Genomic DNA, 19405 nt, shown 5'->3' with positions numbered 1-19405 from the left:
GGTGCAGGGCCAGCGCGGCGCGGATGACCTCGATCTTGCGGGCGTGGGTCTCGTCGTCGATGCCGGTGCCGCGGCCGGTGACCTCGGCCGGCCCCACGCGCCGCCCCCGACGACCGGTCACCCGGCCGGTCCCACCCGTGCGGGCGGACCGCCGGGAACCTCGTCCGCAGAGCCCGGAGGGCCCGGGGAGACGTACCTCCCCGGGCCCTCCGTCCGTACCAGGCCCCTTGATCAGCCGATCAGGTGCGAGACACCCGCGTCGCCCGAGGACTGGGTGTTCTGGCCGACGTTGCAGATCTGCTTCGGGGTGCTGTTCAGGACGGGCACCTCGACCGGAACCGCGACGCCGACCACGGCGACGGCGATGTTGTGGACCTCCGGCAGGCAGATGTTCGCGTTGTCCAGGGTGTGGAAGTTCGGGCTGCCGTTGCCGTGGGTGCCGGTCTGGTTGGTACCGCCGTTGCCCTGGACGGAGGTGGCGGCGCCGTCCGAGTCGACGATGGCGGAGGCCGAGCCGGCGGACATCGCGATGGCGGCGGCGGCCAGGCCGGCGGCGGCGAGGGACTTCTTGATCATTTCCGGTTTTCCTCTCGAGGGGTGAATCGGGGAGCGATTCGAAGGGTGGATCGGGGGGGAGTGCGGCTGGGGGAGCGTCAGCCGACGAGGTGGGACACGCCCGCGTCGCCGTGGCTCTGGGTGCCCTGGCCCTGGGTGCAGTACTGCTTGCCACCGCTGTTGGCGATCGGGACCTCGACCGGGACGGCCACACCGAGAACGCCGACGGCGATGTTGTGGATCTCGGGGAGGCAGACGTTCGCGTTGTCCAGGAAGTGGAAGTTCGGGCTGTTGTTGCCGACGGTGCCGGTGAAGTTGGTACCGCCGTTGCCCTCGATGGAGGCGGCGGCGCCGTCCGCGTCCCCGATGGCCGAGGCGGGCGCGGCGGCGGCGGCCAGCGCGGCGACGGCCAGGCCGGCGGCGGCGAAGGACTTCTGGATCATGGGGAGATCCCTCTCTGAAATGCTCTTGGTTTCCGTGCGTACAACGCGTAGAACGCTCAGACCCGGTCTGCAGTCACTGACGTCCAGATCAAAGAATGACGGCACGGAAGGTTACGGGCATTTTTTAAAACAGTCCGGGAGGCGCGTCGATGGGTGGTTTCCGGTCGGATTATTAGGCCGAACCGGTTAACCGCCGCAATCCGGGCTCACCGTCACTCGTTGAGGCAGATTGCTTTCCGGCTGCGGCCCCGCAGCCCTCCCCGAAGGAACGGTGAAAAGCATGAAGTTCTCCAAGCGGGCCGGCGCGATGCTGCTGGCGGTCGGTGCGGGCGTGCTCGCCTCCCAGGGAGCGGCCTCCGCCGCCCCGGCCGTGAGCCCCGACCAGGTCGGAGCCCTGGAGGACAAGCTGGCCACCCAGCAGGTCCCGGCCGACGTGCCGCTCACCCCGCTGGGCAGCCGCGTCACGGCCGGCATCCCCACCTCGCTGGTCATGCCGCCGGCCGGCCGGACCACCGACAACGGGCTGCTCCCGGACCACCTGGTGCCCCAGCTGGCCACCGGCAAGGTCGGCCCGAGCGCCAAGGCCCAGTTGCCGCTCCCGCTGGTCGACCAGGGCGCCGACCTCGGGGAGGTGCTGCTGGAGGCCCCGGCCGCGCCGCTCCAGGCCAAGACGCCCGGCCTGGACGTGGGCAAGCCGCTGTCCCTGGTGCACGACGGCACCGGCCAGCTCGCCGACGGCCGGATCCGGGTGGACGAGGTGGACCCGCGCCTGGTGCCCGGTGCCGTGCAGACCGTCCCCGGGGCCACCGCGAGCCTGGGCGGCGACGAGAGCCGGCTCTCCGTCACCGACGAGGCGAACGCGCTGGCCACCACCACCACCGCGACCGCCACCGGCGTCCTGCAGCAGACCGACGCGACCGACACGGCGACCTCGACCGTCACCGGCCTCGTCCGGCAGAGCGGTCTGGCCGACCTCACCCGGCTCTGAGCTCACCCGGCTCTGAGCCGGTCGGGCACCGGCCCGACGCGCCGGAGCCCGGCACCCCTGGCCACCAGGCGGGGTGCCGGGCTCCGGCGCGTCCGCGCCCTCAGCCCGGCAGGGCGCCGGTCAGCCCGCCGACCAGCGGGAGGTCCTTGACCCCGCCGCCCGCGCTCAGCGGTCCGGTCAGCGTGCCGGTGCCCACTGGGGCCAGGCCCTGGTCCGGCTGCACGGTCGCACCGTTGTTGAGCACGTCGGCGGAGGAGTTGGCCCACGGGTCCAGGCGCAGGCTCTTGATCGGCGCGACGCCGTAGCCGAGCCCGGAGGTCGTGCCGTTCAGCGCCTGGCCGACGTCGGTCTTGGCCAGCGTGGCCGGCCCGGGTGCGGGGCCCGCCGCGGGGGCGGCCTGCGCCGAGCCCGCACCGAGCAGCATCGCGGCGCCGACGGCGGCGGCCACGCCGGCCCCACCCTTCTTCGAAACCATGCGGTATCACCCTTCGGTGGATCGGGGGCCCGGTCGGCCACCGGGCGCCGGGGACGCCGAACTGCCCCCCGGCCGGCTGGTCGGGGGGCAGTTCGGCCGGAACGCGTGCCGATCGGGGATCAGCAGTCGTCCGCGTGCTGCGGGTGCATCTCGGCGTTGGCGCAGCTGTTGCCGAAGGCCGGGTTCAGGGCGCCGATGACGTTGATGCTGTTGCCGCACAGGTTGACCGGGATGTGCACCGGGATCTGGATCTGGTTGCCGGAGGCGACACCGGGGGAACCGGCGGCCACGCCCTCGGCGCCCGAGCTCGCGGCGGCGGAGCCGGCCGCGCCCAGCACCAGGCCGGCGGCGGCGGCGGAGAGGACAGCGGCCTTCTTCACGTTCTGCATGGGGGTTGATCTCCTCGATCACACACGGGTGGAGCGTGCCGCGCCCCGGCGCTCCGGGGCGCGGCACGGTCGGTGAATCAGCAGTCGCCGCTGCGGCGACCGCGGGTTCAGCCGATGTTGGCGCAGGAGTTGCCGAACGCCGGGTTCAGGATGCTGATGACGCCGATGCTGTTGCCGCAGACGTTGACGGGGATGTGCACCGGGATCTGGATCTGGTTGCCGGAGAGCACGCCCGGGGAGCCGGCGGCGACGCCCTCGGCACCGGAGCTGGCGAACGCGCCGCCGGCCGCACCGAGGACCAGGCCGGTCGCGGCCAGGGAGAGGGCGGCGGCCTTCTTGAGGTTACGCATGTTCTTTCCTCCGTTTTCTGCCCGACGGATGCGAAATGTCGGGGGCCGGGCGAGCGGGAATACTCACCCGATGGCTTCTGGGATTGCCGTGATTGTCACTCCGACGGCGCACACCGGCGTGTTTCGCCCGTGGCGCGGGCGCACGCAGCCGTCGCGTCGTTTCCGGCTCCCCGCGGACGGTTCCCGCACGGCCGGGAACGGTTCGGAGGGGGAGCGACCAGGAATTCCCGGTCAGGCGTTGAGGCAGTGGTTGCCGAACGCCGGGTTCAGGAGGCCCACCACGTCGATCGAGTTGCCGCAGAGGTTCACCGGGACGTCGACGGGAACCATCAGCAGCTCGTTGCCCGAGACCACGCCGGCGGAGCCGGCCGCGGCACCCTCGGCGGACGCGCCGTGCAGGTGGTGTGCGGACGCGGCGCCTGCGCCGGCGGCGAGCAGGGCGGCGGTGGCCGCGGTGCCGACGACGCCGTGGGCGAGCTTGCGCATGGGCGGTACTCGATTCGTTGTGTAGGACCGGATGGAGCGTGTTCCGCCAGGGAGAACGAGGGAGGGGGCCGGGGGAAACGGTCCGGTCGGCGGATCACCCGTGATCACCCGAATGCCGGTCGCCGTGCCCGTTGGGCCACACGGGTGACAGTGCGCGCACCGTCGCAACCGCTCCGGACGGGTGTCGTTCTAGATGTCGCACTCCCCGTGCATCTCTGTTGAACAGTCAGGAGGCTCGTATGAGCATCAAGAAGACCGCCGCCGTCGGCGCGGCCGTGGTGGGCATCGTGGCCGCCGGCGCCGGCACCGCGATGGCCAGCTCCGGCGCCGAGGGCGTCGCCGCCGGTTCCCCCGGTGTCATCTCGGGCAACCAGGTCCAGGTTCCGGTGCACGTTCCGGTCAACCTCTGCGGCAACACCATCGACATCGTCGGCCTGCTGAACCCGGCGTTCGGGAACCACTGCGCCAACGTGGGCTGATCCCGCACCCGGTTCGGCCGGGGTGTGAGCCGCCGCTCCGCGCTTCCCTCCTGGGGTGCGGAGCGGCGGCTTTCGTCGTGCCCGCCTCCCCGCGGGCGCCACGCGGGCCGACGGGGCCTCAGGTTCCGCCGCTGTCACGAGCCTTGTTGCACTACTTGTCAGTACCTAGAATGTGAGACCTGCTCACCTTTCTTGCCCCGCGCCGCTCGGCGCCCCTCCGGGCGGCCCCCCACCCCCGCAAGGAGTCGCGTGTGATCAGGTCCCGACTGTCAGCGGCGCGGCGCCCACGGAAGCCGGCGCGCCGCTCCCCCTACGGCGCACTGCTGGCCACCGGCGCCCTCGTCGCCTCCCTGGGCCTGGCCGGCGCGCCGGCCGCCCTCGCCGACCCGGCCCCGCAGGCCGGCGCCACCCGCCCGGCCGCGATCGTCGCCCTCGGCGACAGCGCCATCTCGGGGGAGGGCGCCGGCACCGACACCGGCGACGGCTACTTCCCCGAGACCGACAGCCCCACCAACTACTGCCACCGGCACCCCAAGTCGGAGATCTTCGTCACCGACATCCCCGGGGTCACCCCGATCGACCTCGCCTGCTCCGGCGCCCAGACCGGCGACCTGGTCAGCGACCCCGAGCTGGCCAAGGTCACCGGCTCCGGCAGCGGGGACTTCGGCGAGCCGAAACAGGACGTCCGACTCGCCGACGTGGCCGGGAAGTACGACGTCAAGATGGTCGTCGTCACCATCGGCGCCAACGACGACTTCGACTTCAGCGGGATCATGATGCACTGCCTCGCGCAGTACTTCCCGATCCCCAAGGACCAGGGCTGCCGGGACACCATCGGCAGCGCCGAGATCGTCCAGCGCGCCAAGCGGGTCCAGCCCAAGGTCGTGGCCGCGCTGCAGAACGTCCGGCAGACCATGCGCCGGGCGGGCTACCCGGACACCTCGTACCAGCTGGTCTACCAGTCGTACTTCAACCCGATCACCCCGGACATCCGGCGCAACGACTACCTCGGCAAGATCGCCGACGGCTGCCCGGCCTTCCCCGAGGACCTCGCCTGGGGCCACAACTGGGTGGTGCCGACCTTCAGCGACGCGCTGCGCGGCGCCGCCGAGCAGGTGCCGGGCGTGCGCTACCTCGACCAGCGCAGGGTCGCCTTCGGGCACGAGGTCTGCGCGGAGTGGACGAGCTCCCCGTACGAGTACTCCAACGGGGACGTCATCAACCTCTCCGAGTGGGCGCGCAACGGGTGCGACTCGCAGATCGGCATCCCGGGCCTGTGCATGAACATGGTCCGGCAGTCGTACCACCTGCGGGTCGCCGGCTACCGGGGCGAGGGCGTCTGCCTCGGCCAGTTCTTCGCCGAGCCCGACCTGGCGCAGGCCTACTGCACGCTCGATCCGAAGAACACCACCTCGATCCGGCCGCTCACCCCCGGCAAGCCGTTCGGCGACGCCCCCGAGGACGGCTCCTGGTACCAGCTCACCAACGCGGGCAACGGGAACGTGCTCGACCTCAGCGGCGGCGGCACCTACGGCGACTCCACCAACGGCCGGGCCGCCATCACCTATCCGGCCGGCGGCGGGCTGAACCAGTCCTTCGTGCTGGAGGCCAAGGCCGGCGGCAGCTTCGAGCTCGACTTCAGCGGCAACCGGGACATGTGCCTGGACGCCAACGCCGCCTCCACCGCCCCCGGCACCCGCATCCAGCAGTGGCGCTGCAACGGCGGCGGCAACCAGCACTGGGTCCTGGTGTCCGCGGGCGACGGCCGCTACAAGATCGCCGACTCCCAGGACCGCGGCAAGGTGGTCGCGCCCGGCAGCACGCTCGACGCCAAGGGCAACCCGCTCGTCGAGCTCACCGCCGACACGGGCGCCCCGAACCAGCTCTGGCAGCTCACCAAGCTCGGCATCGTCTACCTCCCGAGCTGACCCTCCGCACCCGACGCCCCGCCACCGCCCGGATCCGGTGCGGCGGCGGGGCGTCGGCACGCGGGGCCGTCGCCGGTGCGGGCGGGGCGGCGCCACGGGGTTCCGGGCGGGCGGCTGGGAGCCGGGCGCTCGGGGGCGTGCCGTAGGCTCACCTGAAAAATCGCTGCGCCGTAGCCGCGCGGACCCACGAGCGGGGCGGGGAGTACCGAGAGCAGATGAGCACGGCATCGAGCACCGAGTCGTCCAGCAAGGAGCCCGGTGCGCCCGCGGCACCGGACGTGGAGCGTTCGGAGGAGTCGTCGGGCCGGGTGCCCGGGCGGTTCGGGGCGCTGGTGGACCGCTTCGCACCCGCGCTCGGCGCGTACGCGGTGGTCAAGGCCGTCGGCCTGACCGTCTTCATGGTGCTGCTGTCGCACACCGGGGACTTCCTGAAGAAGGACCCGGGCCGCGGCGGCGGGGCCCAGCCGTGGGACGTGCTGGGCACCTGGGACGGCGTCTGGTACCAGCGGATCGCGGAGAACGGGTACGACCCGCAGCTGATCCCGCTGCACGGCTGGCCGCTGGCCACCTACTACGAGAACTCGGCGGCCTTCTTCCCGCTGTACCCGTGGCTGATGCGGCTGGTCGGCGCGGTGACCGGGCTGGGGCCGTACGGCTCGGGGATAGCGGTCTCGGTGCTGGCCTCGCTGGTCGCGGCGGCCGGGATCTTCGCGGTCGCGGAGCGGCTCGGCGGGTTCCGGGCGGGTGTGATCGCCGCGGTGATCTGGGGCCTGTTCCCTGGCTCGGGCGTGGAGTGGGCGGTCTACTCGGACTCGCTGTTCGTCGCGCTGTCCGCCTGGGCCTGCTACTGCGTGATGACCCGCCGCTGGGTGGCGGCCGGCCTGCTGGCCCTGGTGGCGGGCCTCAACCGGCCGACGGCGGCGGCGCTGATCGCGGCGGTGTCGATCGCGGCCCTGGTGGCGCTGGTGCGGCGCACCGACGGCGTGGGCCGGCCGCTGTTCGCGATGCTGGTCACCCCGTGGGGCCTGCTCGGCTACGTGGTCTGGGTCGGGTACCGGATGGGCGACTGGGGCGGCTACTTCAAGCTGCAGCGCGGCGCCTGGAACCGCTACTTCGACGGTGGTGCGTCCACGGTCCGCACGGTCATGGACGTGATCACCGGGCACTGGGACTTCTGGCAGTCCAATCCCGTTCCGGACCTGATCGCGATCGCCCTGCTGATCGCGCTGCCCGGTCTGCTGGTGCTGCTCCGACGGACCCGCCCGCCGCTGGTGCTGGTGGTCTACACGGCGCTGACCATCATCACCGCGCTGAGCAGCAACCAGATCTTCGGCAACATCTCGCGCTACCTGCTGCCCGCGTTCCCGCTGTTCATCGGTCTGGCGGTGGCGCTGCGCCGGGTGCGGACCTCCTCGCTGGTCGGACTGTTCGCGATGCCGGTGGTGGCGGCGGGCTGGTACGCGGGCTATGCGCTGTTCGAGTTGGGTATCCCGTAGACCCGCGTTGGTTGGCAACGGGATCATCCGGGAGTGGACGGGCCGTTGCTAACCTCGGACGTATGACGACGACCCCGCCCGTGCGCCAGATCCGAGACATCTCCGGCCTGCTGGACCACGCGAGCCACGTGCTGGCGACCCGGATGGCGGCCGCCTTCACGGAGCTCGGCATCACGCCGCGCGCGTACTGCGTGCTCTTCCACGCGCAGGAGTCCGAACGCACCCAGATCCAGCTGGCCGAGCTGGCGGACCTGGACAAGACCACCATGGTGGTCACCGTGGACGAGCTGGAGAAGCTGGGGCTGGCCGAGCGCCGCCCGTCCGCGACGGACCGGCGGGCCCGGATCATCTCGGTCACCGAGGCGGGCGGGCGCGTCGTCGAGCAGGGCACCGCGATCGCCGACCGGGTGCACCGGGAGCTGCTGGAGTCGCTGCCGCAGCCCGAGCAGGAGGTGTTCGTGCGGGCGCTGACGCACCTGGTGGGCGGGCACCTGGCGGAGCCGGTGGAGAGCGAACGGACGGTGCGCCGCGCGCGGCGCGCCCGGGGCTGAGCCCTGCCCGGGGGCCCGCGGGGAGGGCTGACCGGGCGTCAACCGACCTCGCCCCGGCCCGCGTCGAGCGGCCGGGGCGGCGGAGCTGTCAGATGAACCCTAGGGCCAGACCAGGCAGTACAGCTGGTGCCCCGCCTCGTGCAGGCGGTTGGCGAAGTCCTGCCACTCGTGCAGCATGCTGTAGATCACGAAGGCGTCGCGCGGTCCGCGCCGGTCGGGGACGGTGGACCAGATGAAGGCGGCGGCGCCGAGCTCGGTCTCGTCGGCCTTGCGCAGCGGCTCGACGACGTTGTGCGGGAGCTGGACGACGGCGTAGTCGGGGTGCAGCACGACCAGCTCCAGCGGCGGCACCTGGTGCAGCGGGACGCCCTGGATGCCGGTGAGCACCATGGCGCTCATGGTCTCCGGCTTGATCTTGGTGGAGAGGTGGCCGTTGGGGGAGCCGCTGGTCTCCATCAGGTCGCCGAGGCGCCCGAGCGAGCCGAGCTCGCCCGCGTCCAGACCGAGCCCCCCGGGGCCGAGGGCGGTGGGGACTCTGGCGGCGGTGGCGCGGTCCGGTGCGCCGAAGTACTTGTACGTCACCCCCACGCGTCCCTCACCCCGCCTCTCGCCACCGCGACGACCACGACCCGTACCCGCTCCCGTACCCCCGCGTGCGGCTTCGGCGGGCCTGCGGGAGCCCCCCGCGGCCTCGTCGTAGCCGTCCTGCGCCTCGGACACTCGGACCATCCTCACCGGAATTCGCCGGAATCGACAGACCCCCGCACGCCCGGCGTCCCACCGGACGTGCTCCTTACCCGTCATGCGCCGCCGTACCCACTCGCGGTACGCGGCAGTCCTCTCCACACCCCTGCACACAACCGGAGCGCCTGCGCACCCCGGGTGCACAGTCTGACCGGTCCGTGCTCCGGAGCGGTCAGGGCCCCTGCTGTACGGACAACCGTACAGACAACGGTGCCCGGATCATCGTTCCAGATGATCGGGTCCGACATGCAGAGCTCAAGGACACGATTTGAGACCATGTCTCCCGTGAGCTACCCCTACGAAGCCCCCCAGTCCCAGTCGCTGTTCGACCGCGCCTCCGTGGTGACGCCCGGCGGCGTCAACTCCCCGGTGCGCGCCTTCCGCGCCGTCGGCGGCACGCCGCGCTTCATGGTGTCCGGCACCGGCCCCTACCTCACCGACGCCGACGGCCGCGAGTACGTCGACCTGGTGTGCTCCTGGGGCCCGATGATCCTCGGCCACGCGCACCCCGCCGTGATCGACGCCGTCCAGCGGGCGGTCTCCCACGGCACCTCCTTCGGCACGCCCGGCCAGGGCGAGGTCGAGCTGGCGGAGGAGATCGTCGCCCGGGTCGCCCCGGTCGAGCAGGTCCGCCTGGTCTCCTCCGGCACCGAGGCCACCATGTCCGCGATCCGGCTGGCCCGCGGCTTCACCGGCCGGGCGAAGGTCGTGAAGTTCGCCGGTTGTTACCACGGTCACGTGGACGCGCTGCTGGCCGCGGCCGGTTCCGGGGTGGCCACCTTCGGTCTGCCGGACACCCCGGGCGTCACCGGCGCCCAGGCCGGCGACACCATCGTGCTGCCCTACAACGACCTGGCCGCCGTCGAGCAGGCGTTCGCCGCCCACCCGGGCGAGATCGCCTGCGTGATCACCGAGGCCTCGCCCGGCAACATGGGCGTCGTCCCGCCGCTGCCCGGCTTCAACGCGGGCCTGGCCCGGCTCTGCGCGGCGAACGGCGCGCTGTTCGTCTCCGACGAGGTGATGACCGGCTTCCGCGTCTCCAAGGCCGGCTGGTACGGCCTGGAGGCGGCCGGCGAGGGCTGGGCGCCGGACCTGCTGACCTTCGGCAAGGTCATGGGCGGCGGCTTCCCCGCCGCGGCCTTCGGCGGCCGCGCCGACGTGATGGCCCACCTGGCCCCGGCCGGCCCGGTCTACCAGGCGGGCACCCTGTCCGGGAACCCGGTCGCCACCGCGGCGGGCCTGGCCCAGCTGCGCGGCTGCACCGACGAGGTGTACACGACGGTGGACCGGGTGGCCGCCGAGGTCTCCGGGCTGGTGTCGGAGGCGCTCACCAAGGAGGGCGTGGTGCACCGGCTGCAGACCGCCGGGAACATGTTCTCGGTGTTCTTCACCGACGCCGCCGTCACGAACTACGACGAGGCGAAGACCCAGGAGGCGTACCGTTTCACCGCCTTCTTCCACGCGATGCTCGCCGAGGGCGTCTACCTGCCGCCGTCCGCCTTCGAGTCCTGGTTCGTCTCGGCGGCCCACGACGAGCGCGCCCTCGAGCGGATCGCCGCGGCCCTGCCCGCCGCCGCCCGCGCGGCCGCCGCTGCCACGGCCTAGGGCGTGTCTTTCGGATCACGCCAGGCGGTCGCCGCCGGGGCACGCACTCCCCCAGCCTTCGGCCGGGGGTACCCCCACGCCGGCTTCTCGTCAGTCGCCGATGGCCCCCAGCCTGGCGGCCGGGAGGTGCCCCCACCGCATGGACTCCCTCCTCGGCGCCGCCGATGCACGCACCCCAACGACGCCCGCTGATCCGACGTGATCCGAAAGACACGCCCTGGCCACGCCCCAGTTCACCCCGATTCCCAGGAGTACCGAGAAGTGAGCGCCGAAGAGATCACCGTCGTCCACGTGATGCGGCACGGTGAGGTGCACAACCCGGAGGGCGTCCTGTACGGCCGCCTGCCGGACTACCACCTGTCCGAACTGGGCCGGCGGATGGCCGACCGGGTGGCCGAGGACCTGGCCGGCCGGGACATCACCCACGTGGTGGCCTCCCCGCTGGAGCGGGCCCAGGAGACCGCCGAGCCGATCGCGAAGGCGCACGGCCTGGAGGTCGCGGCGGACGCGCGGCTGATCGAGGCGGAGAACGTCTTCGAGGGCAAGACCTTCGGGGTGGGCGACGGCTCACTGCGCAACCCGGGCTACTGGAAGTACCTCACCAACCCGTTCAAGCCCTCCTGGGGCGAGCCCTACCTCGACCAGGTGGTGCGGATGATGGGCGCGCTCGGCGCCGCCCGGGACGCCGCGCGCGGGCACGAGGCGGTCTGCGTCAGCCACCAGCTGCCGATCTGGATCCTCCGCTCCTTCGTCGAGCGCCGCCGGCTCTGGCACGACCCGCGCAACCGGCAGTGCTCGCTGGCCTCGCTGACCAGCTTCACCTTCGAGGGCGACAGGATCGTCTCGGTCGGCTACCGCGAGCCGGCCCGCGACCTGCTGCCCGCGCACCTGGTGGGCAAGGGCCGCAAGGGCGACAAGCCGGTCGGCAAGAGCTTCGGCGCCTGAGCGGGCCCGGGCCCCGCGCGCCCCGCTCACGCCCCGCACGGACGGCGCGTAAGCGGTGCGTAAGTATGGGGTCGGACCGCCCGGCGCACGCCGGGCGGTCCGGTCCAGTCGCAGGTCAGGAGGGGTGCGACGCGCAAGGCAGGACCCCCCCGAACCCTCCCGGGACTCCATGCGAAACTTTTCACATGTCTGCCATGGCGCGCCCCCGTCCCCGTGTCGCCGCAGCCGCCGCCGCCACCGCCGCCGCCGCTGCGCTCGCCCTCACCGGCTGCTCCTCCTCGGGCTCGTCCAGCAGCGGTGAGAGCCAGCTGGGCTTCGTCACCGTCAAGGGCACCAACGTCTCCAAGGCCGAGGCCGGCCACCGCCAGGAGGCTCCGGACATCTCCGGCGAGACGCTGGACGGCGCCCAGGTGAAGCTCTCCGACTACCGGGGCAAGGTCGTGGTGCTGAACGTCTGGGGCTCCTGGTGCGGGCCGTGCCGGGGCGAGGCGGACGACCTGCAGCGGGTCTCGGAGAAGTACAAGGACCAGGGCGTCCAGTTCCTCGGCGTCAACACCCGGGACACCGAGAAGGCCAACGCCGTCCGGTTCGAGCAGGAGAAGGGCGTCACCTACCCGAGCATCTTCGACCCGGCCGGCACCCAGCTGCTGAAGTTCCCCAAGGGCAGCCTGAACCCGCAGTCCATCCCGACCACCCTCATCGTCGACCGCGACGGCAAGCTGGCGGCCCGGGCCGTCGGCGGCACGGTGGAGGACGCGCTGGAGTCGATCCTGCAGCCGGTGGTCGCGGAGCAGAAGCAGTGAGTGCCGCGCTCCAGCTGGCCGGCGCGCACCTGGCCGACACCACCACGACCGTCCAGAGCGGGGCGCTGCTGGTGGCCGCCCCGGTCGCGCTGGCGGCCGGGCTGGCGTCGTTCTTCTCGCCCTGCGTGCTGCCGCTGGTGCCCGGCTACCTCTCGTACGTGACCGGGTTCTCCGCCGCCGACCTCGCGGACGCCCGCGGCTCGCGGCGCGGCCGGATGCTGCTCGGCGTGGTGCTGTTCATCCTGGGCTTCACCGCGGTGTTCGTCTCCACCGGGGCGCTCTTCGGCTACTTCGGCCAGGAGCTGCAGGACTACAAGCGGACGATCAGCATCGTGCTGGGCTCGCTCACCGTGGTGATGGGCCTGGCCTTCATGGGCCTGGTGCCCGGGCTGAGCATGCGCGAGGTCCGCTCGCACCGCCGCCCGGCGGTCGGCCTGCTCGGCGCGCCGATGCTCGGCGTGGTCTTCGGCGTCGGCTGGACCCCGTGCATGGGCCCGACCCTCACCGCGGTGCAGAACCTCGCGCTCAACCAGGCCGACGCCCAGCGTGGCGCGCTGCTCACCACCTTCTACTGCCTCGGGCTGGGCGTACCGTTCATCCTGGCCGCCGTCGCCTTCCGCCGGGCGCTGGGCGCCTTCGGGTGGGTCAAACGGCACTACCCGCTCGTCATGCGGATCGGCGGCGGCATGCTCGTCGCGGTCGGTCTGCTGCTCGTCACCGGTGTCTGGGACTCGATGATGAGCGAACTGCAGACCTGGACCGCCGACTTCCGGATCGGAATCTGACCGTGAGCAACACCACGACCGAGACCGAGCCGCCCCAGGCTCCGGACGACGCGGCCGCCGAGCGGCTCAGCACCGCGCCGGTCGAGTCCGACGGACCGGCCGGCATGGGGGCGTTCGGCTGGGCGCGCTGGATGTGGCGCCAGCTGACCTCGATGCGGGTCGCCCTGATCCTGCTCTTCCTGCTCTCGCTGGCCGCCATCCCCGGCTCGCTGATCCCGCAGTACCAGAACGGCCAGGGCCAGCTGAAGGTCGAGGCCTGGAAGGCGCAGCACGCCACCGTCGCGCCCGTCTACGAGAAGCTCCAGCTGTTCGACGTCTACAGCTCGGTCTGGTTCTCGGCGATCTACATCCTGCTGTTCGTCTCGCTGGCCGGCTGCATCGTCCCGCGCACCTGGCAGTTCGTCGGCGTGCTGCGGGCCCAGCCGCCGGCCGCGCCGCGCAACCTGACCCGGATGCCGGTGCACGCGGCCTGGCGCACCGCGGCCGACCCCGACGCGGTGAACGCCGCCGCCCACCGGCTGCTGCGCAAGCGCGGCTTCCGCGCCAACCTGGCCGGCGGCTCGGTGGCCGCCGAGAAGGGCTACCTGCGCGAGGTCGGCAACCTGCTCTTCCACATGTCGCTGTTCGCCCTGCTCGGCGGTTTCGCCTGGGCCAGCCTGGCCTCCGGCACCGGCGGCAAGCTGATGGTCGAGGGCGAGGGGTACTCCAACACGATCACCCAGCTCGACGACTTCAACGGCACCCGCTTCTACGGCAACGAGGACCTCGACCCCTTCTACCTGAAGCTGGACGGCTTCACCGCCAAGTTCCAGGACAAGGGCGACCAGATCGGCGCCGCCCGGCAGTTCACCGCGAACGTCGAGTACTCGACGGGCAGCGACGCGTCGAAGCGCAGCAAGGGCACCATCGAGGTCAACCACCCGCTGGAGATCGGCGGCAGCAAGGTCTTCCTGATCGGGCACGGCTACGCGCCCGTCATCACCGTCCGCAACGGCAAGGGCGAGGTCGTCTACCAGGGCGCCACGCCGTTCCTCCCGCAGGACGGCAACCTGACCTCCACGGGCGTCGTGAAGGTCTCGGACTACGGCACCGGGCCCGACGGCAGCAGGACCCAGCTGGGCTTCTCCGGCTTCTTCCTGCCGACCGCCCCGCTGAGCTTCGAGGGCACCGGGCCGGTGTCCCTGTTCCCCGGCGACGCGGCCCCCGAGCTGGTGCTGAACGCCTTCGCCGGCGACCTCGGCACCGACTCCGGCCTGCCGCAGAACATCTACCAGCTGAACACCCGCAAGCTGACCCAGCTGACGCAGGACGACCAGCCCGCCAAGGCCCGGCTCAAGCCCGGCCAGGCCTGGGAGCTGCCGAACGGCTACGGCAGCGTCACCTTCGACGGCTACAAGCAGTGGGCCAGCTTCAACGTCTCGCACCGCCCGGGCAACTCGATCGCCCTGGCCGGTGCGGTGCTGGCGATCCTCGGTCTGATCGGCTCGCTGTTCGTGCAGCGCCGCCGGATCTGGGTCCGGGCGGTCGCCCTGCCCGGCGGCGGCACCCAGGTGGAGCTGGCCGGACTGGCCCGCAGCGAGTCGGCGAAGATCGCCGAGGAGCTGGCCGAACTCGCGGTGGACCTCCAGGACGACGCCCCGGCGTCGGAGGACGAGGACGGTACCGCACCCGGGGAGCCGGGTCCCGGAGGCCCGGGACCGGAGACCGCCACGGCCCCGGAAGCACCCCCGCAACCCGCAGCCCCTGCCGACCAGAACTCCAAGGAGTAGACGGTGCATCTCGCCTCGGGGGTCGACCCACAGCTGGCCGACCTCTCCAACAAGCTGATCTATTCGGCCATGGTGGTCTACACGCTCGCCATGTTCGCCCACATGATCGAGTGGACCTTCGGCAGCAAGGGCGCCGTCGCCGTCCGCTCGACGGAGCAGTCGGGCAGCCTGGCCGAGACCGTCGCCGCGGCGGACGCCAAGGGCACGAAGAAGGTGACCGTCACCGTCGCCAAGGCCGGCGGCGGCACCGCCACGCTCACCCGCACCGCCGTGGCGGGCGCGGGCGCGACGGTGGTCACCAGCGGGCGCGGCGCGGACGAGGAGGACGGCCCGGGCGCGGCCGGCACCAGCGACCGGGCCGACCTGGCCGGCCGGATCGCGGTCTCGCTGACCGTCCTCGGCGCGCTGCTGCACGCGGGCGGCATCGTCACCCGCGGCCTGTCGGTGTCCCGCTGGCCGTGGGGCAACATGTACGAGTTCTCCTGCGCCTTCGCCTTCGCCATGACGGCGGCGTACCTGGTGCTGCTGGCCGCGCGGAAGAACGTCCGCTGGCTGGGCCTGCCGGTCGTCCTCGCCGGGCTGCTGACGCTCGGCATCGCCACCACGGTGCTGTACACGGACTCCGAGCAGCTCGTCCCGGCGCTGCACTCGCCGTGGCTGGCGATCCACGTCTCCACCGCGATCTTCTGCGGCGGCGCCTTCTACGCGGCGTTCATCGCCACGCTGCTGTACCTCGGCAAGGACGCCTTCGACAAGCGGATGGCGGCCGGCCTGACCAGCGGCCCGCTGGGCACCCCGGCGTCGGTCTGGCGCCGCCTGCCGGCCGCGTCGACCTTCGACAAGCTGTCCTACCGGATCAACGCCCTGGTCTTCCCGCTGTGGACGTTCACCATCATCGCGGGTGCGATCTGGGCCGAGGCGGCCTGGGGCAAGTACTGGGAGTGGGACCCGAAGGAGACCTGGTCGTTCATCACCTGGGTCGCCTACGCCTGCTACCTGCACGCCCGGGCGACGGCCGGCTGGAAGGGCCGCAAGGCGGCCTACCTGGCGCTGGCGGCCTTCGCCTGCTGGCTCTTCAACTACTACGGCGTGAACATCTTCGTCACCGGCAAGCACTCGTACGCGGGGATCTGACCGGGGCACAGTCACCCACCGGCCCGGCTCTCCGCAGAAGGTGGCCGGGCCGAGGTGCGACAGGGGTAGTTCGTGCCGGCCGTCGGTGCCGGCACGGGGAGGAACGAGGAGGAAATCGCGCAATGGAGTGCGACGAGGTCATGCTGACCGTCCGAATCACCGCCGCCGAGCGCATGCTGCTCCGCCGGCTCGCCCAGGGACACCGCAGCGACGTGTCCGAGGTGGTGGCCGACGGCCTGCTGGACATCATCCCCGTGCTCAGCGCGCCGGGGGACGCCTACCGGCTGCTGGGGGCCCTCGCCACGCCGGCGCCGTGTGCGCTGACGGTCTGGCTGCCGACCCCGCTGGCCGACCTGCTGGTGCCCGGCGCGGCGCGGATCGCGCAGGTCACCGAGGTCCGGATCGATTCGGCCAGCGCGGCGCTGGGCGCGGCGCTGCGGCTCTGGCTGGCCCAGGACCCGGTCCGGCTGGCGGCCAACCTGAGCGTGATGCACGCCGGGCGGCCGTCGGCCCTGGTCGCCGCCTGACCGGCCGCCGGCGCGCGGGGCGCCGGCCGGGGCCGGACGGGCGTTGACCGTGTCCGGCCGGGGCCGGACACGGCTCAGCTGGCCAGCGGCAGTCGGGGGCCGCCCAGGACGGGCTCGGCGGGGCGGTCCTCGAAGGGCTCCCGCCGGGTGGGCACCGTCGGGCGCCCCGCCGGGCGGTCGGCCGGCCCGTCGGTGGGGCCGTCGGCGGGCCCGTCGATCGGCTCGGTGAGCAGCCGGCAGTCGGCGGCCGTGCGCCCGTCCTGGACCAGCAGCACCCGGACGGGCAGCCGGCGCCCGTCCGGCGCCTGCTCGTGGACGGCCCGGACGAGGCAGGGCCGGTCCAGCTCGATGTAGTGGTCGAAGGAGCTGACGAACTCGACCGGCACCACCGGTTCGGGGTGGCGGAGCCGCTGGGCGGCCTGCCGGGCGGCCTCCAGCATCAGCATCCCGGGCACGTGGTCCAGCGCGTGGTCGAAGAGCACCGGGTGCCGGGCGTCGGTGCGCAGCAGCCAGGTGTCGGGGCGCAGGGTGGGGCTCAGCACGACGTCCCCGGGGTGCGCGCGGCCGACCAGCTCGGGCGCGGTGGGCGCGGGCGGTGCGGGCGGCACGGCGCCCCGCGGCCCCGGGCCGCGCAGCCGTGCGTACGAGGCGGGGGAGACGACCCGCAGCTGCCCGGTGCCGTGGCCGACCGGACGGCCGGCGCGGGTGACCTCGGTGTGCACCCGCAGCGAGACGAGCCGCCCGTGCCGCATCCGGACGTCCTCGCAGCGGACCGCCAGCATCAGCGAGGCGGGTTCGTCGGTGACGGCGATGGTGCGCAGCCCGTCCGGGGCGAGGGCGTAGGAGAGGTCCTCCATGACGAACTGGTGGTCGCGCGGCACCCCGAATCCGGCGTGGCCGATCAGCAGTCCGGCCTGCCGAATCGTTTCGGCCAGCAGCAGCGGGTCGTGGTAGCGGTCACCGGGCAGCCGGTAGAAGCCGTGCAGCCGGGGCCACTGGGCGCCGAGGAGGAAGTCGTACGGGCCGGTGGCCTGCCAGCCGGTCAGGAACACCTCCGACACCGAGGTGCGGTGCACCAGGTGGCGGGAGACGGTCCGCTCGTGGAAGTCGTAGCCGGGACCGGGGTGGGCGTACGGACCGTGGAAGTCCGGCTCTACGATCAATGGCATGACGGGCCCTACTCCAGGGTGTCGGTCGAGCGGCCGGTACGGACGCTAGGCAAAACATACAGACCACCCGGTTTCTCTTCTGCGTCTGGGGTGGCTCCTGCCGCGCAGCCCGGCACAACCACGCTACCCGGCCCCTGGACTGGGGTAATGCCCGCCCGGGGGACGGCAGACCTTGGACGGGGGTCCTCCCCGCTGGACGGCGGGGTCGGTCAAGGGGCTAGATTAGATACCAACCATGCGGTTTCGGTCAGTGCCGTCCGCATGCGAGGCGTCGCCCCCCACCGGCGGCGCGCTGACAGCAGCCGGGCGGGGAGGGAACGCGCCCGGCCGAGTCCGGAGGGGCCCAGTGGTCAAGCAGGAACGCGCGGGGCGGACCAGGCAGGCGGTGCTGCTCGCCGCTGCGGACAGTTTCGCGAGCGTCGGGTTCGAAGCCGCCAGCCTGGTCGACATCAGCCGGCGGGCCGGGGTCAGCAAGGGCGCCCTCTACTTCCACTTCGTCTCCAAGCAGGCCCTCGCCGACGGCGTCCGCGCCGCGGCCGGGCGCGAGATCGGGTCGGCCGCGCTGCGCGCCCTGCGCACCGGCGATCCGGCGCTCCAGGGCCTGATCGACTTCTCGCACGAACTCGCCCGGCTGCTGCGCGAGGACGTCCTGGTCCGGGCCGGCGTGCGGCTCGGCCGGCAGGGCCCGCCGCGGGCCGGCACCCCGGACGACCTGCCCGGTACGGACGCCACCTGGCGCAGCCTCACGGCCGTCGTCCGGCGCCTGCTGGACCGCGCCGCCGAGGGCGGCGAGCTGCGTCCCGGTCTGGACCGGCGGGCCGCCGCCGAACTGCTCACCGCGGTCGCGGCCGGCCAGGTGCTGCTCGCCGCAGAGGAGCCGGACCGGCCGTGCTCGGAGGCCGTGGGGCGGCTCTGGGCGGCGGCGCTGCCGGCCCTGGTGGCGGCGGAGCGCTGCGGCGGCTACCGGCTCTGAGCCGCCGCCGGCAGCCGTGCCGTCCGGCGCGCCGTCGGGCGGGCGGGAGGCCGGGCCGTGAGGCCCGGGACCGGGCCGTCGATCCGTCAGGAGGGCACGCGCTCGGCGACGCTCAGCCGGGCCAGCGCGTGCGGCTGCACCAGGCCGGGCAGCACCAGCGTCCACAGGTCGGCCATCCGCTGGATCAGGTCCCGGCGGTCGGTCAGCACCTGGGAGCTCAGCTGGATCCCGGTGACGGCCCCGGTGATCACTCCGGCGGCCGCCGCGAGGTCCACGCCCGGGTGCAGGTCGCCGGCGTCGCGGGCGCGTTCCAGCAGCCCGCGGGCGACGTCCGACCAGCCCTGGTAGGCCGCGATCTGCGGCTGGGTGAAGCTGCCGTGCTCGATCGTCAGCCGGATGCTGCCACGCACCAGCGGGTCGTCCTGGAGGGCGTGGGCGAAGGCGTACCCGAGGTCGATCAGGGTCTGCACCGGGCTGTCCGAGGACGGCTGCCAGGTGGCGAGCCAGGCGCCCTGACCCTCGATGACGGCGAGTGCCAGCTCCTCCTTGGAACGGAAGTGGAAGTACAGCGCACCCTTGGTGACGCCGGCGCGATCCAGGATCTCGGACATGGTGGCGGCGGCGTAGCCCCGCTCGTCGAAGACCTCGGCCGCCGCGAGGAGTACCGCCTGGCGGGTCGCCAGCGCGCGGGCCTGCCTGGCCATCGCAGCCTCCCTGGATAGTTCTGGTAGCTCGGCAGCGGCCGATCCTATGGGGGCCGGCGGGGCGGCGGGCCGCATACCGTCCAGTAGGTATTCTACCGAGCCCGTTC

The 19405-nt window shown here is 72.8% G+C and carries 23 protein-coding genes; 13 read left to right on the top strand and 10 right to left on the bottom strand.

The genetic code is table 11. The features are described from left to right. From AB0N04_RS14015 to AB0N04_RS14005, 3 genes are all read right to left on the bottom strand, one after another. Positions 1–97: nicotinate-nucleotide--dimethylbenzimidazole phosphoribosyltransferase (locus tag AB0N04_RS14015; protein ID WP_363364352.1), on the bottom strand; the 97-nt coding region annotated here is incomplete at its 3' end. 134 nt (positions 98–231) lie between these two features. Beyond that, positions 232–576, bottom strand: a complete 345-nt coding sequence (locus AB0N04_RS14010; protein ID WP_188309838.1) for a rodlet layer protein — start codon at positions 574–576, stop codon at positions 232–234. A 77-nt stretch (positions 577–653) separates the two neighbouring features. Next, positions 654–998 (bottom strand): hypothetical protein, encoded by a 345-nt coding sequence (locus tag AB0N04_RS14005; protein ID WP_031063477.1) that lies wholly within the window; start codon positions 996–998, stop codon positions 654–656. A gap of 280 nt (positions 999–1278) precedes the next feature. On the opposite strand from AB0N04_RS14005, the gene AB0N04_RS14000 reads away from it, so the two are divergent. Continuing rightward, entirely contained in the window at positions 1279–1986 is a 708-nt protein-coding gene (locus AB0N04_RS14000; RefSeq protein ID WP_360219186.1) for a hypothetical protein, read from the top strand. Between the two features lie 100 nt (positions 1987–2086). Here AB0N04_RS14000 and AB0N04_RS13995 read toward each other — a convergent pair whose 3' ends face one another. The 4 genes from AB0N04_RS13995 to AB0N04_RS13980 all read right to left on the bottom strand — a co-directional run bounded on the left by AB0N04_RS13995 (position 2087) and on the right by AB0N04_RS13980 (position 3686). Then, complete coding sequence (locus tag AB0N04_RS13995) at positions 2087–2461, bottom strand: hypothetical protein (RefSeq protein ID WP_360219183.1); 375 nt, start codon at positions 2459–2461, stop codon at positions 2087–2089. A gap of 119 nt (positions 2462–2580) precedes the next feature. Next, the gene (locus AB0N04_RS13990) at positions 2581–2850 is read right to left on the bottom strand and encodes a chaplin (protein WP_360219180.1); all 270 of its coding nucleotides are present in this window, start codon (positions 2848–2850) and stop codon (positions 2581–2583) included. A gap of 107 nt (positions 2851–2957) precedes the next feature. Then, positions 2958–3200, bottom strand: a complete 243-nt coding sequence (locus AB0N04_RS13985; protein WP_360219177.1) for a chaplin — start codon at positions 3198–3200, stop codon at positions 2958–2960. A 231-nt stretch (positions 3201–3431) separates the two neighbouring features. Beyond that, entirely contained in the window at positions 3432–3686 is a 255-nt protein-coding gene (locus tag AB0N04_RS13980) for a chaplin (RefSeq protein ID WP_360219174.1), read from the bottom strand. Between the two features lie 239 nt (positions 3687–3925). On the opposite strand from AB0N04_RS13980, the gene AB0N04_RS13975 reads away from it, so the two are divergent. The 4 genes from AB0N04_RS13975 (at position 3926) to AB0N04_RS13960 (ending at position 8140) form a co-directional block, all read left to right on the top strand. Next, a complete protein-coding gene (locus AB0N04_RS13975; protein WP_360219171.1) occupies positions 3926–4165 on the top strand; it encodes a chaplin in 240 nt (79 codons plus the stop codon). Between the two features lie 251 nt (positions 4166–4416). Beyond that, positions 4417–6093, top strand: coding sequence for an RICIN domain-containing protein (locus AB0N04_RS13970; RefSeq protein WP_360219168.1), 1677 nt, complete (start codon positions 4417–4419; stop codon positions 6091–6093). Between the two features lie 215 nt (positions 6094–6308). Further along, entirely contained in the window at positions 6309–7589 is a 1281-nt protein-coding gene (locus AB0N04_RS13965) for a glycosyltransferase family 39 protein (protein WP_360219165.1), read from the top strand. 62 nt (positions 7590–7651) lie between these two features. Continuing rightward, positions 7652–8140 carry a MarR family transcriptional regulator gene (locus AB0N04_RS13960; RefSeq protein WP_360219162.1) on the top strand — a complete coding sequence of 163 codons (489 nt, stop codon included), beginning with the start codon at positions 7652–7654 and terminating at the stop codon, positions 8138–8140. 99 nt (positions 8141–8239) lie between these two features. On the opposite strand, the gene AB0N04_RS13955 is transcribed toward AB0N04_RS13960, so the two are convergent. Then, positions 8240–8728, bottom strand: a complete 489-nt coding sequence (locus AB0N04_RS13955; RefSeq protein WP_030304763.1) for a hypothetical protein — start codon at positions 8726–8728, stop codon at positions 8240–8242. 432 nt (positions 8729–9160) lie between these two features. Here AB0N04_RS13955 and hemL point away from each other — a divergent pair, with 432 nt between their 5' ends. The 7 genes from hemL to AB0N04_RS13920 all read left to right on the top strand — a co-directional run bounded on the left by hemL (position 9161) and on the right by AB0N04_RS13920 (position 16452). After that, the gene (gene hemL / locus AB0N04_RS13950) at positions 9161–10489 is read left to right on the top strand and encodes a glutamate-1-semialdehyde 2,1-aminomutase (RefSeq protein WP_360219159.1); all 1329 of its coding nucleotides are present in this window, start codon (positions 9161–9163) and stop codon (positions 10487–10489) included. 294 nt (positions 10490–10783) lie between these two features. Then, entirely contained in the window at positions 10784–11434 is a 651-nt protein-coding gene (locus tag AB0N04_RS13945) for a histidine phosphatase family protein (protein WP_360219192.1), read from the top strand. 194 nt (positions 11435–11628) lie between these two features. Then, entirely contained in the window at positions 11629–12237 is a 609-nt protein-coding gene (locus AB0N04_RS13940; RefSeq protein ID WP_363364297.1) for a TlpA disulfide reductase family protein, read from the top strand. Beyond that, a complete protein-coding gene (locus AB0N04_RS13935) occupies positions 12234–13022 on the top strand; it encodes a cytochrome c biogenesis protein CcdA (protein WP_360219153.1) in 789 nt (262 codons plus the stop codon). Before AB0N04_RS13940 ends, AB0N04_RS13935 begins: the two co-directional genes overlap by 4 nt. A 2-nt stretch (positions 13023–13024) precedes the next feature. After that, positions 13025–14791 carry a cytochrome c biogenesis protein ResB gene (locus AB0N04_RS13930; protein WP_360219150.1) on the top strand — a complete coding sequence of 589 codons (1767 nt, stop codon included), beginning with the start codon at positions 13025–13027 and terminating at the stop codon, positions 14789–14791. 3 nt (positions 14792–14794) lie between these two features. Then, on the top strand, positions 14795–15925 hold the full coding sequence (gene ccsB, locus AB0N04_RS13925; RefSeq protein ID WP_360219147.1) for a c-type cytochrome biogenesis protein CcsB: 1131 nt from the start codon (positions 14795–14797) through the stop codon (positions 15923–15925). Positions 15926–16065: 140 nt separating this feature from the next. After that, entirely contained in the window at positions 16066–16452 is a 387-nt protein-coding gene (locus AB0N04_RS13920; RefSeq protein ID WP_360219144.1) for a hypothetical protein, read from the top strand. Between the two features lie 74 nt (positions 16453–16526). Here the strand turns inward: AB0N04_RS13920 and AB0N04_RS13915 are convergent, their stop codons facing one another. Beyond that, complete coding sequence (locus AB0N04_RS13915) at positions 16527–17621, bottom strand: ScbA/BarX family gamma-butyrolactone biosynthesis protein (RefSeq protein WP_360219141.1); 1095 nt, start codon at positions 17619–17621, stop codon at positions 16527–16529. A 346-nt stretch (positions 17622–17967) separates the two neighbouring features. Here AB0N04_RS13915 and AB0N04_RS13910 point away from each other — a divergent pair, with 346 nt between their 5' ends. Next, the gene (locus AB0N04_RS13910) at positions 17968–18594 is read left to right on the top strand and encodes a ScbR family autoregulator-binding transcription factor (RefSeq protein ID WP_360219138.1); all 627 of its coding nucleotides are present in this window, start codon (positions 17968–17970) and stop codon (positions 18592–18594) included. Positions 18595–18680: 86 nt separating this feature from the next. On the opposite strand, the gene AB0N04_RS13905 is transcribed toward AB0N04_RS13910, so the two are convergent. After that, complete coding sequence (locus AB0N04_RS13905; RefSeq protein WP_360219135.1) at positions 18681–19298, bottom strand: ScbR family autoregulator-binding transcription factor; 618 nt, start codon at positions 19296–19298, stop codon at positions 18681–18683. Positions 19299–19405: the final 107 nt, after the last annotated feature.

The sequence above is a fragment of the Kitasatospora sp. NPDC051702 genome (assembly GCF_040681575.1).
Lineage (GTDB): Bacteria > Actinomycetota > Actinomycetes > Streptomycetales > Streptomycetaceae > Kitasatospora.
The sequence above is the reverse complement of the archived record's forward strand: the minus strand, read 5'-3'. Positions and strand labels throughout refer to the sequence as shown.

What these genes read in the sequence shown, in the direction of transcription:
- AB0N04_RS13980 (WP_360219174.1), bottom strand. Translation starts at nt 3,686, where the DNA reads ATGCGCAAGCTCGCCCACGGCGTCGTCGGCACCGCGGCCACCGCCGCC.
- AB0N04_RS14010 (WP_188309838.1), bottom strand. Translation starts at nt 576, where the DNA reads ATGATCAAGAAGTCCCTCGCCGCCGCCGGCCTGGCCGCCGCCGCCATC.
- AB0N04_RS13915 (WP_360219141.1), bottom strand. Translation starts at nt 17,621, where the DNA reads ATGCCATTGATCGTAGAGCCGGACTTCCACGGTCCGTACGCCCACCCC.
- AB0N04_RS14000 (WP_360219186.1), top strand. Translation starts at nt 1,279, where the DNA reads ATGAAGTTCTCCAAGCGGGCCGGCGCGATGCTGCTGGCGGTCGGTGCG.
- AB0N04_RS13905 (WP_360219135.1), bottom strand. Translation starts at nt 19,298, where the DNA reads ATGGCCAGGCAGGCCCGCGCGCTGGCGACCCGCCAGGCGGTACTCCTC.
- AB0N04_RS13920 (WP_360219144.1), top strand. Translation starts at nt 16,066, where the DNA reads ATGCTGACCGTCCGAATCACCGCCGCCGAGCGCATGCTGCTCCGCCGG.
- AB0N04_RS13945 (WP_360219192.1), top strand. Translation starts at nt 10,784, where the DNA reads ATGCGGCACGGTGAGGTGCACAACCCGGAGGGCGTCCTGTACGGCCGC.
- AB0N04_RS14005 (WP_031063477.1), bottom strand. Translation starts at nt 998, where the DNA reads ATGATCCAGAAGTCCTTCGCCGCCGCCGGCCTGGCCGTCGCCGCGCTG.
- AB0N04_RS13985 (WP_360219177.1), bottom strand. Translation starts at nt 3,200, where the DNA reads ATGCGTAACCTCAAGAAGGCCGCCGCCCTCTCCCTGGCCGCGACCGGC.
- AB0N04_RS13965 (WP_360219165.1), top strand. Translation starts at nt 6,309, where the DNA reads ATGAGCACGGCATCGAGCACCGAGTCGTCCAGCAAGGAGCCCGGTGCG.
- hemL (WP_360219159.1), top strand. Translation starts at nt 9,161, where the DNA reads ATGTCTCCCGTGAGCTACCCCTACGAAGCCCCCCAGTCCCAGTCGCTG.
- AB0N04_RS13960 (WP_360219162.1), top strand. Translation starts at nt 7,652, where the DNA reads ATGACGACGACCCCGCCCGTGCGCCAGATCCGAGACATCTCCGGCCTG.
- AB0N04_RS13940 (WP_363364297.1), top strand. Translation starts at nt 11,629, where the DNA reads ATGGCGCGCCCCCGTCCCCGTGTCGCCGCAGCCGCCGCCGCCACCGCC.
- AB0N04_RS13975 (WP_360219171.1), top strand. Translation starts at nt 3,926, where the DNA reads ATGAGCATCAAGAAGACCGCCGCCGTCGGCGCGGCCGTGGTGGGCATC.
- AB0N04_RS13995 (WP_360219183.1), bottom strand. Translation starts at nt 2,461, where the DNA reads ATGGTTTCGAAGAAGGGTGGGGCCGGCGTGGCCGCCGCCGTCGGCGCC.
- AB0N04_RS13990 (WP_360219180.1), bottom strand. Translation starts at nt 2,850, where the DNA reads ATGCAGAACGTGAAGAAGGCCGCTGTCCTCTCCGCCGCCGCCGCCGGC.